We start from the raw sequence: 13803 nt of genomic DNA, 5'->3' as shown, positions 1-13803 counted from the left end.
CGGGGCTGGTCTGCATCCCGAGAATTGGATAGCGTTTTCCCATGGTGCCGAACGAGCCGTTGCGACTGGATTTCCTGCCCTGGGAGTACGCCCGGAAGGCCTCCGAGGCCGAGCGTGACCGGCAGGCCGAACGACAGGCGCGGCTCGGCGGGTCGCTCGAGCTCGCCCCGGACGTGTACGTCGCGGAGTCGGCCGCGGTGTACTGCGACGAACTCCGGATGGGGGACCGTTCGTACATCGCCGCGCACGCCTACGTCACCGGCCGGATCGCGCTCGGCGCCGATTCGACGATCAACCCGTTCGCCGCGGTGCGCGGTGTGGTGACGATCGGCGACGGCGTCCGGATCGGTGCGCACACGTCGCTGCTCGCCTTCAACCACGGCACCGCGCCCGGCGAGCCGATCTTCAAGCAGCCGCACACCGCCGTCGGCATCACGATCGGCGACGACGTCTGGATCGGCTCCAATGTGACGATCCTGGACGGCGTCACAGTCGGCCCGCACACCATCATCGGCGCCGGCGCGGTCGTCACCAAGGACATCCCGGCCGACTCGGTCGCGGCCGGCAACCCCGCCCGAATCCTCCGCTCGCGGACAGGAGCATCCATGTCAGGTGATCTACCGACCTTGCTGAAATCGTTCGCCGCGAAGGCTCGCGAGCAGACCGACGACGTACTCGCGCGCTGCTGGGACGGCTCCCGCTTCGTCGACCGTCCCGGGATCGACCGTGAACCCGAGATCCGCCCCTGGTGCGACGCCGTCGAGATCGCGGACCTGCTGGTACGTCGGACGCCGGCCGGCCACACCCGTGACGATCTCGTCCGGCGACTCCGCGCACGCCAGGATCCGGCCACCGGACTGGTATCACCCGGAGACCTCTCCGACGACGGTCTCGGCAAGCCGTCGGACGCCGAACTCTCAGTTCTGGAAGGGCCCGCGAGCTACCACGTCCTGTGCGTCGGCTACGCTCTGCAGGTCCTCGGCAGCAGCTTCGAGCACCCGATCACCACGGACTTCACCCTCGACGATCTCGACAACTTGCCCTGGGCAAGGAGAGCATGGTCGGCCGGCTCCGGCATCGACGCACTCGGTACGGCGTTCGCCCGAAACCTCCACGATTACAAGGAATCCGGCGCACTGGAGCAGCTGATGGGATGGCTGCTCACGCGGGTCGACCCGGCTTCCGGGACCTGGGGTTCGCCGCATCCCGACGACGGACTGCTGCAGGTCGTGAACGGTTTCTACCGCCTCACCCGCGGCACCTACGCCCAGTTCGGGCTCCCGCTGCCGTATCCCGAGCAGGCCGTCACCACGGTTCTTGCCCACAGCAACGACCGACGCATGTTCACCGGCGACAACTACAACGCGTGCAACGTGCTCGACGTCATCCACCCGCTGTGGCTGGCGCGCAAGCAGACGACGTACGGCGAGCAGGAGGGCCGTCGCTGGGCCGAGGCGCAGCTGCGCGCGATCCTGACCCGCTGGGTCGACGGCGCCGGCTTCGCGTTCGCCCCGGACGGCACCGACGACCGCGCCATTCCGGGCCTGCAAGGCACGGAGATGTGGCTGGCCATCATCTGGCTGCTGTCCGACTACCTCGGCCTGTCCGACGCACTCGGCTACCGCCCCCGCGGCGTACACCGCCCGGAGCCGCTGGTCGCCGCGCGGGCGGGGGTCCACTAGCCTGAACCAGTGGACCCCCGGACCCGTCGACTCGTCACCACTGTCGTCTTGATAGCGCTCGTCGCGATCGTGGTGATCGCGGCCCTCATCCGCTGACGGTCGCCGACCCCAGGACGACGTACGGCTGGTTGGACAGGTCGGCGGCCAGGCCGGGGTAAAGGGCTTGCCCACCGTCACGGTGCCGGACGCTGAAGAAGTACATCAGCGGGTACGTCGAGGCTGTGTACTCGCCGTCGATCGTGGCTGAGATGGTCCGGCCGGACAACTCCATCGGGACCTGCTGCCAGGACTCGGACTGGTCCACGTGCCGGTAGTGCAGCGTCGCGCCGACCACGTCCGGATTCACCACCTCCAGCGAGAGGGTTGCTGGTTTGCCCCGTTCGAAGCTGTCCGGAACCGTGTGTTCCACGCCTGGCGTGGGCGGCCGAGTCGGTGCTGCGGGCAGAGCGGCTCCTGATCGGGCGGTCCCTGCCGCTTCGCGCAGTTCCTCGGCGAGGGCTGCCAGGTCGGTGTCCATGTCCGGGACTCGATCCGCCCAGTGACCGTGCTCGGACGCCTCGATCCCGAACCGCAGGTCTCGCTGATAGACGCCGTCGACGATGGCCGGGATCTCGGCGTACACGTCCCGCGCGGTCCGGTAGCGGCGCAGCGCCGACTCCAGCGAACCGACCGCCCCGGTCGCCCGGTACGTCGAGTAGTCGACCGCGGCCCGGAACTTGCCGGCGAAGAACCTGCCTAGCCTGACCAGGACTTCCAGGTCGATCAGGACCCTGCGAACCTGCGGGTCCGACCGGTCGGCGACCTGCTGGGCGCGGTCGAGCGCCTGCTGCCCGTCGGCGACCAGCCGCTCGATCCAGGAGGCCACCTCCAGCGGCGTGTACTTGGCCGAGAGTTCGTCCCCGGCCAGCGCCGCGACGTACTCGTCGATGCCGTAGAAGGTCGTCGGGTCGAACGGGCTGACGCCACCCCAGTTCGCCGGGGCGTCGGTGTCGCCGGCGTAGTGATCCGAGTGCACCCGCGACGAGATCGGGAGGTTGAGGTACACCTCCGGCCAGTAGCCGTTGTTCGATCCGCCGACGCCGTGGACCACGGTCACCAACGGGAGGATCCGGCTGAGCGGGCTCAGCGCGTCCTCCACGCCCGCCGCGGCCTCGCCGTACGTCGTCCGAAGATGGCGACGCCACGTCTCGGGCTCGGACTCCGGGTTGTAGAGCAGCCGCCCCCACAGCAGGTAGCCGTAGCGGTACTTGGTCCACTCCCGGTTCCCGGGCAGCCGGAGGTCCTCGCGGATGTACGGGTCGCGGGCCCCCGGTTCGCCGCTGCCCTTGCGCCCTTTGAAGAACAGGGGTTCACACAGGTCGACACCGCGGGAGCCGCCGAACGTCGACAGCCGCCCGTATCCGGCCGCGATCGCGGGATCGCCCCAGGCGAGGAGTTTCTGGGTGCCCGGCCAGACCCTGAACATGAGGTCCACGGTCCGGTCCTCGCGCAGGAAGTCGCCGTACCCGTAGCGGGTGAACCGCCGGGAGAACTCGGTGATGCCTTTCATCTCGTGGCCGGCCGGGATCGGTTTGGCCGCCTCCCGTGCCCGGATCGAGGCCTGGTGGTACGGCAGTCCGACGTGCTCGGCCCAGTACTTCGCGGACAGCACCGCGGACAGGTTCGGCAGGTCGACGGCATCGAGCAGGGCCTGATCGACACCTTTGGCGTGCATGTCGATCTCGAGCGGCCGGCCGACCGAGTTCGCTCCTTCGAACACCGCCCGCCAGAAGACCTCGTGCCCGTCGTCGTGGATGCCGCCTTCGTAGTGCACCCGGAACGTGAGCCCGTCGATATCGGGACACTCGGTGAGCAGCTGGGCGATGGCGGCCCCGCAGTACGCCGCGTGGTTATCCGGACCGATGCCGGTGATCGGGTACCGGTGCACCGAGTCCCGGCCGTAGTCGTACGCGTGGTTCCACAGACCGAGCTGGAACTTCAGCCCGCGGCGCCTGCTCTCGGCGGCGATGAAGCGCAGCATCTCCAGGTTGCGCTTCTGTTCGTCCGCGCCGACCCCCTCGGCCCGGACCTCGTAGCCGTCAACGTCGAACAGGAACGGATAGGCGAAGCACAGGTAGTTGTCGGTGGCGCCGTGCCGATCGGCGCCGTAGTTGTACTGCATGCCGAGCGCGAGGTGGAACCGGTTGAACCGGGACGCTGCCAGCCAGGTCAGGTACTCGGTCCAGAACTGCTTGTCGTGGTACCAGGACAGGTCCTCGTCCACGCTGGAGAACGACCGCACCACACCCCGGACGGGAACGGCCGGCTGCTCGGCGAAGGGCAACGTGGCGCCGAGGTCGGCGCCGGCGGCGACCCGGTCGGCGAGCTCGAGCAGCCCACAGCGGAGGCCGGTCTCGTCGTTGCCGACAACAACGATCTCGTTGTCGTGCCGGAGGACGGCGTATGCCTCGGGTACGGCGGCAAGGTCCGCGGCGGGAACCTCGTCGGGGGTGGCCAGCCGGATCTCTGCGGTGACCCCCTTCGTTGCCAGGGCTTCCACCAGTTGCTCGGCCGCCCAGCTGGCGATCCGGCCGGTGGTGACGGGATTCTGCTCGTTCCGGGTCACGAACTCGGACATAGGGCTCCAATCACTTGCCGTCGAGGGTCTTGCGGGCGTCGGCGACGAACTTCTGGACGCCCTGCTTGATCGAGATCTTCTTGAACGCGACGTCCTGACTGGTCTTCAGCAACAGGTCGGCGACGGCCGTCGAGGCGGCCGGGCTGGCCTGCGGCGGGGCGGACGAGTTCTTCAGCGCCAGGTCGGTGTAGGCCAGCACCTGCTTCTCGCTGGCCGACAGATCGCTCCCCTTGAGCAGCACGTCGCGGCCGGCGGCGGATGCGGGCGGTCCGCTGATCAGCCGCAAGGTCTTCGCGGCCTCCTCGCCGTTGGCGAACCAGTTCATGAACGCGGCGCCGTCGTCCGCACGCTTGCTCCGTGCGTTCAGCGACAGGAAGCTGCTCGGCGCCGGGAACGTCCCGCACTTGCCGTCCTTCGTGTTCCGCGGCGGCAGGGTGATGTCGATGGTGTGCTCGGTCAGGTCCTGGAAACCGCCCTTGAGATTGGGCGTCTGGATGTGCGCGAGGGCCGCCTGCTTCTTGACCAGCGGCCCGGTCGGCCAATCGCCGTACTTCGCCTGCGCCGCGATGTCGGCGGGAATGGTGCCGCCGGTGGCCCGCAGCGCGGCCCAGTACTCGAACCACTCGGTCAGCGACGAGTCGGCGAAGGCGAGCGTGCCGTCCTTGTACAGGTCCTCGCCCTTGCCACGCAGGAAGATCTGCAACGACGCCGTGTCCCCGCTGGGGTCCTCCGCACCGTAGATCTTCTTGCCGGACTTCTGCCGGATCTCGTTGGCCAGGGCCGCGAACTCGGTCCAGGTCCACGCCTCCTTCGGGTGTTCCAGGCCGAGCTGGTCGAGCACGGTCACGTCGTACCCCATGCTGTAGGTGCTCATCGCGACCGGGATGCCGAACTGCTCGCCCTTCAGCTGGCCCTGGACGAGCAGGTTGTGGTCGATCGGCTTGGTGTCGATGGTGTCCGGGATGTACTTCTGCAAGGTCTGCAGCGCCCCGGCCGCGCCGTACTGGCCGATCCGCGGGGCGTCGATGTTGATCACGTCCGGGGCGTTGCCGCCGGCCATCTGGGTGGCGAGCTTGTCCCAGTACTCCGCGGTCGCCGTGCCCTCGAAAACGATCTTCACGTCCGGATGGCTCGAGGTGTACAGTCCCGCGAGTTTGCCGCGCAGGCCGAGTTTGGTCGGGTCGCCGTAGCTGCTGAACCGGACGGATTCCTTCGCCTCCTTGGCCGCGGGGTCGAGGTTGCAGGCCGACAGCAGCGGGGCGAGGATGCCGGCCGTGAGTCCGGCCTGCAGGAAGTGTCGCCGGCCGATCGGTGTGGTCATGACTGATTCCTTTCGGGCTAGCCCTTGAGGCCGGTCGTGGCGATGCCCTCGACGATCCGGCGCTGGGCGAGGAGGAAGACGATGAAGGTCGGCACCAGCGACAGCACCGACATGGCCAGCAGTTGCCCGTACGACGAGTCGCCGGTCGCGTCGACGAACCGCCGCAGAGCGACCGGAACGGTCTCGCTGCTGGGGTAGGACAGGTAGATCAGCTGGGCGAAGAAGTCGTTGTACGTCCAGATGAAGGTGAAGATCATCGTGGTGATCAGCACCGGGCCGGTCAGCGGCAGGATGATCCGGCTGAAGATGCGGACCTTGCCGCAGCCGTCGATCATCGCGGCCTCGTCCAGCGTGCGCGGGATCGTGCGGATGAACTGGACCATCAAGAAGATGAAGAACGCGTCCGTGGCCAGGAAGTTCGGCACCACCAGCGGGAGATAGGTGTTCACCCAGCCGAGGTTGAAGAACAGCACGTACTGCGGGATCAGCAGCGCGTGCGCCGGCAACATGATCGAACCGAGCATGATGCCGAAGAACACCTTCTTGCCGCGGAACTCCAGCCGGGCGAACGCGTACGCCGTGAGCGTGCAGGCGATCACGTTGCCGGCTACGGCGAGTACCGCGATCAGCAGCGAGTTGATGTAGAACCGGGTGAAGGTGGGATCGGTCGCGGTCCAGCCCGCGATGTAGTTACGCGGGTCGAGCGAGCTGGGGAACGGGTTCAGCTGGGAGAAGATGTCCTTCTCGTCCTTGAAGGATCCGCCGGCCATCCAGAGCAGCGGGTAGACCATCACCAGGGTTCCGGCGATCAACGCGAGGTGGGTCAACCACCTGCGTGCGCGCCGACGGTCTGTGGGAGTGTGCTGGAGCGTCGTCATCAGCGGTCCTCGTAGTAGACCCAGCGCCGGGCGAGTCCGAAATTGATCAGCGTGAAGGTGGCGATGATCAGCAGCAGCACCCACGCCATCGCGGAGGCGTAGCCCATGTTCAGATTCGTGAATCCCTGCTGGTACAGGTAGAGCGTGTAGAACAACGTGGAGTCCGACGGCCCGCCGCTGCCGCCGCTCACGACGTAGGCCGGCGTGAAGGCCTGGAACGCCTGGATGATCTGCAGCACCACGTTGAAGAAGATGATCGGTGTCAGCAGCGGCACCGTGACCGATCGGAACCTCCGCCAGGAGCTCGCGCCGTCCACGGACGCCGCGTCGTACAACTCCTGCGGTATCTGTTTGAGTCCGGCCAGGAAGATCACCATCGGCGACCCGAACTGCCAGATGTTCAGCAGCACCAGCGTGTAGAGGGCCGTGTCAGGGCTGGAGATCCAACTGCGGCCGGCGACGCCGAAGAACGCGAGGAAGCTGTTCAGGACGCCGTCGTCGTCGAACAGTTGCCCCCAGATCACCGCGATCGCGACGCTGCCGCCGAGCAGCGAGGGGATGTAGTAGATCGAGCGGTACCACGCCATCCCCCGCAGCGGCCGGTTCAGCATGACGGCGACCGCCAGCGCGAATCCCAGTTGCAGGGGGACCGTCAGGACGACGTAGATGAAGGTGACCTTCAACGACTGCAGGTAGCGCGGGTCGTCGGTGAACATCTTCAGGTAGTTGCCGAAGCCGGTCCAGGCAGGTGGCTGCAGCAGGTTGAACTTGGTGAACGACAGGTACAGGGACCCGAGCAGCGGGCCGGCCGTGAGCAGCAGCAGTCCCACGAACCAGGGCGCCAGGAACAGATAGGCGACGCGGTCACGTCGGCTGCCGGGTTTGGGCCGTGTCGCGGGGGTGCTGCGGTCAGGACCGTCAGCTGTCGGTTCGCGGCCTGCCGGAGCGGAGATCTCGGTACTCGTGCTCATGGTGGCCTCCTCTCAGGGCCTTCTTCACCGATGTAGAAACTCGCTGGAAAATGGGCCGAAGCCTTCGGACGGAAGGGCTTCGGCCGGTCTCGTGGGCAGTCGGTGCCACCAGGACATACCACTTGGCGGAAGTGGTGTTCCACTAGGCGAGAGAGTAGGACGCCGCTGGAGGATGCGCAATACCGCAGTGCATTCGTATTCACTCCTGTCTGCATTCGTATTCATCCTCTGAGACGGACCGGCCCCCATAGGCGGAAGCCGAGAGCGGCCGGGCGGGGCGCTAACGTGTGGCCCCATGACCGCCACCGGTGAGCGTTCGTCGTACCTGATGCGGGCAGGGTTGGTCCGGAACGTGCGTTCGGGGGAGCACCTGACCACGTTCGTGGTGTCCGGAGTCGCGACGGTGCTGATCACCCGGCTGATCCTCAGCCTCAGCGGGTACCCGCAGATCGGCGGCAAGGGCCTGCACATCGCCCACGTGCTGCCCGGCGGGCTGCTGATGCTGGTCGCGATCTCCCTGCTGCTCGGGTACGTCGGGCCCGTGGTGCGGCCGGCCGCCGCGACGGTCGGCGGGATCGGGTTCGGGCTGTTCATCGACGAGGTGGGGAAGTTCGTCACCTCGGACAACAACTACTTCTACAAGCCGACAGCCGCGATCGTGTACATCGTCTTCGTGCTGATCGTGCTCGGGTCACGCTTCCTCGCCACGCGACGGCCGATCGATCCGCGCGAGGAGCTGGCGAACGTCATCGACCACACCGTCGAAGGTGTCGCGGGCGGTCTGTCCCGGCGGCGCCGTGCCGAGGCGGCGGAGCTGCTGCGCGCCGTACCCCTGCAGATCGAGGGTCGTCGGGAGACGTCCGAGCTGCTCGCCGCATGTCCGCCTGACGAGGTCGAGCTGGCCGCTCCGGTGGACGCGGCCTGGCGGGCGCTGCAACGCGGGTTCGAGCGGCTCGCCACCCACCCGAAGGCACCGCCCATCGCTGTCGCCGCACTGGCGGTCCAGTTCGTCGCCGCGCTGGTCATCGCCGCCGTGCTGGGTGAGGGCCTCAACCAACTTCCAGTGCTCGGCGTGACGGCAGGGAGCTTGCTGTCGGCAACGTTCACGGTGCGTGGCGCCCTGGCGTTGCGGAGGCGCAATCGCGCCCGGGCGGTCCGGCTGTTCGAGCTGGCGGTGCTGGTGTCGTTGCTGATGACACAGGTCTTCCAGTTCGCCGCCACGCAGTTCGCGGCCGCCGGTGGGATGCTGCTGGACCTGGTGATGCTCGGGCTGCTGCGAGCAGAGCGAGAGCGGATGCGGCGCGAGCTGGACAGCGCCACGAAGGCTAAGGCACTCCGACTGCCACCCGATCTGGATCTGCCGCCGTTCCCGGAGGATCCGTCGGACCCTGTGTAGCTCGCTGGGTAGCTCTCCACTGCTCGTGCCGGCCGATCAGCACCGGCGACATGGTCGCGATCAGGTAGATCGCACCACCTGCGAGCAGAGCAGGTGCCAGACCTATGGCGGCGACGGCCCCACCGGCTACGAGACCACCAAGGGGTACGCCGGTCCAGCAGACAGCGTTGGACAGTGAGTTGACCCGTCCGCGCAGGTGGCTGGGGATCCGTTCGAGCTGGATCGCGCCGAGCACGGGGTTGATGAAGCCGGCTCCGATGCCGCCGACGGCGTACACCGCCATCAGGGTCCAGATCGGCGCATCAGTGGCCATCGCCACGAAGCGCGGTGCTCCGGCGATCAGGAACGCGACCGTGAAGACGAGCTTGCGTGGGATGCGGTCACCGATGGCCGACGCCAGCAAGGCGAACAGTGTCGCCGTCACTCCGAACGACGTGAGGATCAGGCTGGTGTGGCCGGGACCGTAGCCGTGGTCCTTGATCCAGACGGGCAGTAATACCGTGCTCGTCGCGGCGTCGAGCAGGTTGGTCACCGCGATCATGACGACCAGCGGCAGCAGGAGCTTGTCAGTACGCAGGAAGGTCCAGCCCTCCGCCAGTCGGCGGCCGTAGCTGTGCTCCTCCGTTGGTGCGGGCGTCGTGTACTTGGGAATCCAGCGGGCGATCAGTACGGCGCAGATGCCGAACGACACCGCGTCGATCCAGAGGGCGTTGACTGCTCCGACCAGGGTGATGAGGCCGCCGGCGAGCGCGAACGCGAAGAAGCCCGCCAGGCGTTCCGTCGTACTCTCCAGGCCTGTCACTCGCTCGAGCGGGACCTTGGCCACCCTGGCGATGTCCGGGATCAGTGTCGACTTGGCGGCGTCGCCTGGTCCACGGAGCGCGCCGGCAATCGCTACCAGCACCAGCAGGGTCGGGAAGTGCAGGAGGCCCAGCTCGTGCAGGAGGGGGATCAGCGCGACCACCGCCGTACTGGCGGTGTCTGCCACGATGCTGATTCGGCGTGCCCCGACCTTGTCGATCAGCGGGCCGCCGATGGCCTTCACCACGACCAGGGGCGCCATCTCTGCCAGCGCCACCAGGCCGGTCTTGACCGGGGACCCCGTGGTGATCAGGACGAACCACGGGATCGCGATCGCGCTCACCCGAGTGCCGCAGATCGACACCACGTTCGCCACCAGGAACGCCGCCAACGGCGCCCGATTGCCCTCGCTGCTCATGGTTCGCCTCACCCCCTGTGCCGCTAGCGCGTCTCGCGTGGGAACGCCTGGATCTGGACGGTGACCTGCTCGGCGCCTTCCGGGAGCGGTGCGGTGAGGTCAGGCGTCTTGTACTTCTCCAGGACCGCCATGACCTCGCGCATCATCGCGTCCAGCTGGTCGGCTCGGAGGTGGAAGAAGTAGTCCGAGAGCACGCTGGCGTCGCGCCAGTCGTCCGGCATCGTCTGCATCGCGTCGATGAAGCCGAAGATGTTCTCGGCGTACGTCTGGCCGACACCGTGCAGGAAACCCAGGGCCAGCTCGGGCTCCTGGTCCAGCAGTTCGGCCGCGTTGAACTCGGTGCCCTGGTGCGCCGACTTCCACCAGCGGTCGCGGGCGTTGCCGCGGCTGTCGTCCTCGACGACCAGACCGGCGTCCGCGAGCTGGCGGAGGTGGTAGCTGGTCGCGCCGGTGTTCACACCCAGCCGTCCGGCCAGGGTCGTGGCGGTCTGCGGGCCGTAGACCCGGAGGAGGCCCAGGATCCGGTTCCGCATCGGGTGTGCCAGGGCGCGCACGAGATGGCGGTCCAGCTGGACCGTCCGTGCGGGCTCCACGCTGTGGTTCTCGTCGCTCATGGGTCCGAGCATAGGACTGCAAAGACTCTTTGCAAAGAGATTTTGCAAAGAGATTGTGCGGTTTGGTTGTCCACAGGTTGCGAATCGGTGCGCCGGGGGCGGTGGGATCGCGGCATCTTCTCTGTCGACCACGCATCCACCCAGGAAACGGAGAGAACCAGCGATGATGCGCGTGATGCTCGAGGACGCCGACTACTGCGACGTGCCGGCCGACCTGATGACGTTCGACGACGGGGCAGTGGTGTTCTGGCGGGAGGGCGAGGAGGTCGGCCGCCACCGGCAGGCCCGGATCCGGTCGCTCGAGCCGCTGAACCCGCGCTCGATGACCCACAAGATCAAGCGCGCCCGCAAGACCCACCCGAACGCGTTCCGCCAGTGGAGTCCCGAGGATGAGCACACCCTGATCGAGATGTACAACAACAGCGCGACCCTCGAGCAGCTCATCGACGCCCTGGGCCGCCAGGAAGGCGGCATCATCACCCGTCTCAGAGGGCTGGGGCTGCTCGCCGACGACCAGCAACTCGCATGAGCCGGCTGGGGGTGACTGCGGCGGGTTCACCGGTTGCGACGGTGGGTGGACGAGACCCTTTTGTGATCGACCCGACGGGTCGGGGACAATGGCGCGGTGCAGCCAGAGGTGCGGTCGGACGAGTCGGCGCTGCCGGAGGAGTCCGGAGCGCGGGCGGTGGTCCGTGCTGCCCTGCTCGATCAGAGTGGTTTGGTGCGCGGTCTGGCCTCGGGCCGGCGGCGTGGCCTGGAGCCGCCGTCGTACCTCCGGGCGGAGCTGCGGTACGTCGATCTGAAGGGTCAGCGGCACCTGCAGATCACCGAGTTCGACGAGCGCCAGGCGCACACGCGGAACGTGGCGGGTGCGGACCTGGAGAAGGCGGTCGACGAGCTCCTCGACCTGCCGTACGGGTCGTGGCACATCGAGACGACGAGCGAGACGCTGCGGCTGCGGTACACCAAGAAGGGCAAGGAGCTGCTGCACCGGCAGGAGGACCGCCGGGAGCAGGAGACCGGCCACGACCGGGTGAAGCGCCGGGTGCTCGACCCCGCGGCGCCGTTCCTGATCGAGCTCGGGATCAGCGACCACCAGGGACGGGTGAAGCCGTCCCGGCAGGCGAAGTACAAGCAGATCGACGAGTTCTGCAAGCTGCTCGCGCCGGCGCTCGACGACGCGGTTTCGGCGGGGCGGATCGCTGCGGGACGGCCGCTGCAGGTGGTCGACCTCGGCTGCGGGAACGCGTACCTCACGCTGGCGGCGTACCACCTGCTCACTGCGGCCGGTCACGACGTCCGGATGACCGGTATCGACCACAACCCGGCCGCGCGGAAGCGGAACACGCGGGTGGTCGAGGCGCTCGGCTGGCAGGAGCATCTGCGGTTCCTGGACGCGACCATCGAGGGTGCGGAGCTGGACGTCCGGCCCGACGTCGTCCTGGCGCTGCACGCCTGCGACACCGCGACCGACGACGCGCTCGCGCGAGCCGTCGGCTGGGAGGCGTCACTGGTTCTCGCGGCTCCATGTTGTCATCACGACATCCAAAAGCAGCTGAAGAGCGTCACACCACCGGCGCCTTATGCGCTGATGACGAGATATGGCATCGTTCGTGAGCGGTTCGCCGACGTCCTGACGGACTCCCTGCGGGCGGCGGTGCTCCGACAGGTCGGTTATCGGGTGGAGGTCGTGCAGTTCGTGGACAGTCAGCACACGCCGCGCAATCTGTTGCTCCGCGCTGCGCGGACCGGTGCCAAGCCGACCGCGGACCTGCAGGCCGAGTACCGGTCGATGGTCACCGAATGGCAGGTGACGCCGCGGCTGGCCGAACTCCTCCTCCCGCCACCCGAGCAAGCCCCGGTCACCGAGGTGGTGTCGTGAGACAGGTCCGGGCCGCGCTCGCTCTGCTGGGGGCGACGCTGTGCACGCTGGCGGGTGTCGCGCTGCCCGCGTCGACGGCCGCGGCGAGCGGGGCAGGTTCGGAGGCGGGGCCGACGACGCCGGCGCCGAAGAAGCTGTTCACGATCCGGGACGAGCGGATCCAGGAGTCGTCCGGGCTGGCGAAGAGCGTCAAGCACCCGGGGACCTACTGGACCGTGAACGACTCCGGCGACACCGGTCGGGTGTTCGCGTTGGACGCCACCGGCAAGGTGGAAGCCGTCCTGCGGTTCGGCGCGAAGGTCACCGACGTCGAGGCGCTCGGGGTGGACCGCGACGGCACGCTCTACATCGCGGACATCGGCGACAACAAGGCGAACCGGGACCAGATCGAGATCTACACGATCCCGGAGCCGGAAACGCTCGAGGACCAGTCGAACGTCAAGTACCACCGGTACGACTTCAAGTACCCGGACGGTGCGCACGACGCGGAGACCCTGCTGATCGAGCCGGGGACCAGCCAGCTCTACATCGTGACGAAGGCGCTGAAGGGCACCAGCGCGATCTACGCGGCGCCGCCCGCTCCGTCCCGAGAGGGCATCAACGACCTCACCAAGCTCGCCGCGGCGCCGTCCGGGGTGATCACCGACGGGACGTTCCTGCCGGACGGTCAACGGGTCGTGCTGCGCACGTACGCCGACGTGACGACGGTTGCCTGGGGCGAGACCCCCAACGCCATCGCCCGCGGCGCCGCGCCGCTGGGCCAGGGCGAGACCGTCGCCGTCGGCCCCACCGACGGAACCGTGCTGGTCGGCAGCGAAGGCGCTAACTCGGGCGTCTACCAGGTCCAGGTGCCCGCCAAGGCAGCCGCCTCCACGCCCCCCGCGGCCAGCGCCACCCCCAAGCCGGCAACCACCCCTGACAGCAACAACTCCGACTCCGGCAAGAGCCACAACCTCCGCTGGATCATCATCGGCGCCGCCCTCTTCGCCCTCATCATCACCGTCATCACGTTCCCGCCCGGCCGCCGCGAGCGCCAAGACCGCCAAGCCGAAAACGCCCGCCTGACAGGCCAATCCCCACCCACCCCCCACCGCCGCCAACACTCCTGACCCCCCGCGGCACCCGCCCCCCGCCGCGCCCCACCCGCCGCGCCCCACCCGCGGCGACCGCACTCGCCGAGCCCGCACCTGTCGCGGCTGCCTGTGCTGCGGTGATCTGGGGTT

At 68.1% G+C, this 13803-nt stretch carries 11 protein-coding genes; 5 read left to right on the top strand and 6 right to left on the bottom strand.

Annotated features, from left to right (window positions below):
• The first annotated feature begins 41 nt into the window (after positions 1–41).
• Positions 42–1682, top strand: coding sequence for an acyltransferase (locus EV649_RS17180; RefSeq protein WP_130384437.1), 1641 nt, complete (start codon positions 42–44; stop codon positions 1680–1682).
• An 85-nt stretch (positions 1683–1767) separates the two neighbouring features.
• Here EV649_RS17180 and EV649_RS17175 read toward each other — a convergent pair whose 3' ends face one another.
• The 4 genes from EV649_RS17175 to EV649_RS17160 are packed head-to-tail and all read right to left on the bottom strand — an operon-like array spanning position 1768 to position 7469.
• Complete coding sequence (locus tag EV649_RS17175; RefSeq protein ID WP_130384436.1) at positions 1768–4299, bottom strand: hypothetical protein; 2532 nt, start codon at positions 4297–4299, stop codon at positions 1768–1770.
• A 10-nt stretch (positions 4300–4309) separates the two neighbouring features.
• Entirely contained in the window at positions 4310–5620 is a 1311-nt protein-coding gene (locus EV649_RS17170) for an extracellular solute-binding protein (RefSeq protein ID WP_130384435.1), read from the bottom strand.
• Positions 5621–5637: 17 nt separating this feature from the next.
• Complete coding sequence (locus tag EV649_RS17165; protein ID WP_130384434.1) at positions 5638–6498, bottom strand: carbohydrate ABC transporter permease; 861 nt, start codon at positions 6496–6498, stop codon at positions 5638–5640.
• Positions 6498–7469: a sugar ABC transporter permease gene (locus EV649_RS17160; RefSeq protein WP_130384433.1), complete on the bottom strand. Its 972-nt coding sequence runs from the start codon at positions 7467–7469 to the stop codon at positions 6498–6500. The genes EV649_RS17165 and EV649_RS17160 overlap by 1 nt, the downstream gene beginning before the upstream one ends.
• Positions 7470–7764: 295 nt before the next feature.
• Between EV649_RS17160 and EV649_RS17155 the strand changes: the two genes are divergently transcribed.
• Positions 7765–8865 (top strand): hypothetical protein, encoded by a 1101-nt coding sequence (locus EV649_RS17155; protein WP_241998305.1) that lies wholly within the window; start codon positions 7765–7767, stop codon positions 8863–8865.
• Here the strand turns inward: EV649_RS17155 and EV649_RS17150 are convergent.
• Together EV649_RS17150 and EV649_RS41150 are read right to left on the bottom strand one after the other, a co-directional pair.
• Positions 8795–10084 carry an MFS transporter gene (locus tag EV649_RS17150; protein ID WP_130384432.1) on the bottom strand — a complete coding sequence of 430 codons (1290 nt, stop codon included), beginning with the start codon at positions 10082–10084 and terminating at the stop codon, positions 8795–8797. The genes EV649_RS17155 and EV649_RS17150 overlap by 71 nt on opposite strands.
• A 23-nt stretch (positions 10085–10107) precedes the next feature.
• Positions 10108–10698, bottom strand: a complete 591-nt coding sequence (locus EV649_RS41150) for a helix-turn-helix domain-containing protein (protein ID WP_198682538.1) — start codon at positions 10696–10698, stop codon at positions 10108–10110.
• A gap of 163 nt (positions 10699–10861) precedes the next feature.
• Here EV649_RS41150 and EV649_RS17140 point away from each other — a divergent pair, with 163 nt between their 5' ends.
• The 3 genes from EV649_RS17140 to EV649_RS17130 all read left to right on the top strand — a co-directional run bounded on the left by EV649_RS17140 (position 10862) and on the right by EV649_RS17130 (position 13689).
• Positions 10862–11227: a hypothetical protein gene (locus tag EV649_RS17140; protein WP_130384431.1), complete on the top strand. Its 366-nt coding sequence runs from the start codon at positions 10862–10864 to the stop codon at positions 11225–11227.
• Positions 11228–11323: 96 nt separating this feature from the next.
• A complete protein-coding gene (locus tag EV649_RS17135) occupies positions 11324–12580 on the top strand; it encodes an SAM-dependent methyltransferase (protein ID WP_241998303.1) in 1257 nt (418 codons plus the stop codon).
• Positions 12577–13689 carry a hypothetical protein gene (locus EV649_RS17130; RefSeq protein ID WP_130384430.1) on the top strand — a complete coding sequence of 371 codons (1113 nt, stop codon included), beginning with the start codon at positions 12577–12579 and terminating at the stop codon, positions 13687–13689. Before EV649_RS17135 ends, EV649_RS17130 begins: the two co-directional genes overlap by 4 nt.
• Positions 13690–13803 lie beyond the last annotated feature (114 nt).

This window comes from Kribbella sp. VKM Ac-2569 (genome assembly GCF_004216905.1).
Classification (GTDB): domain Bacteria; phylum Actinomycetota; class Actinomycetes; order Propionibacteriales; family Kribbellaceae; genus Kribbella.
Note: the sequence above shows the minus strand (reverse complement) of the source record. Positions and strands in the feature narration are given on the sequence as shown.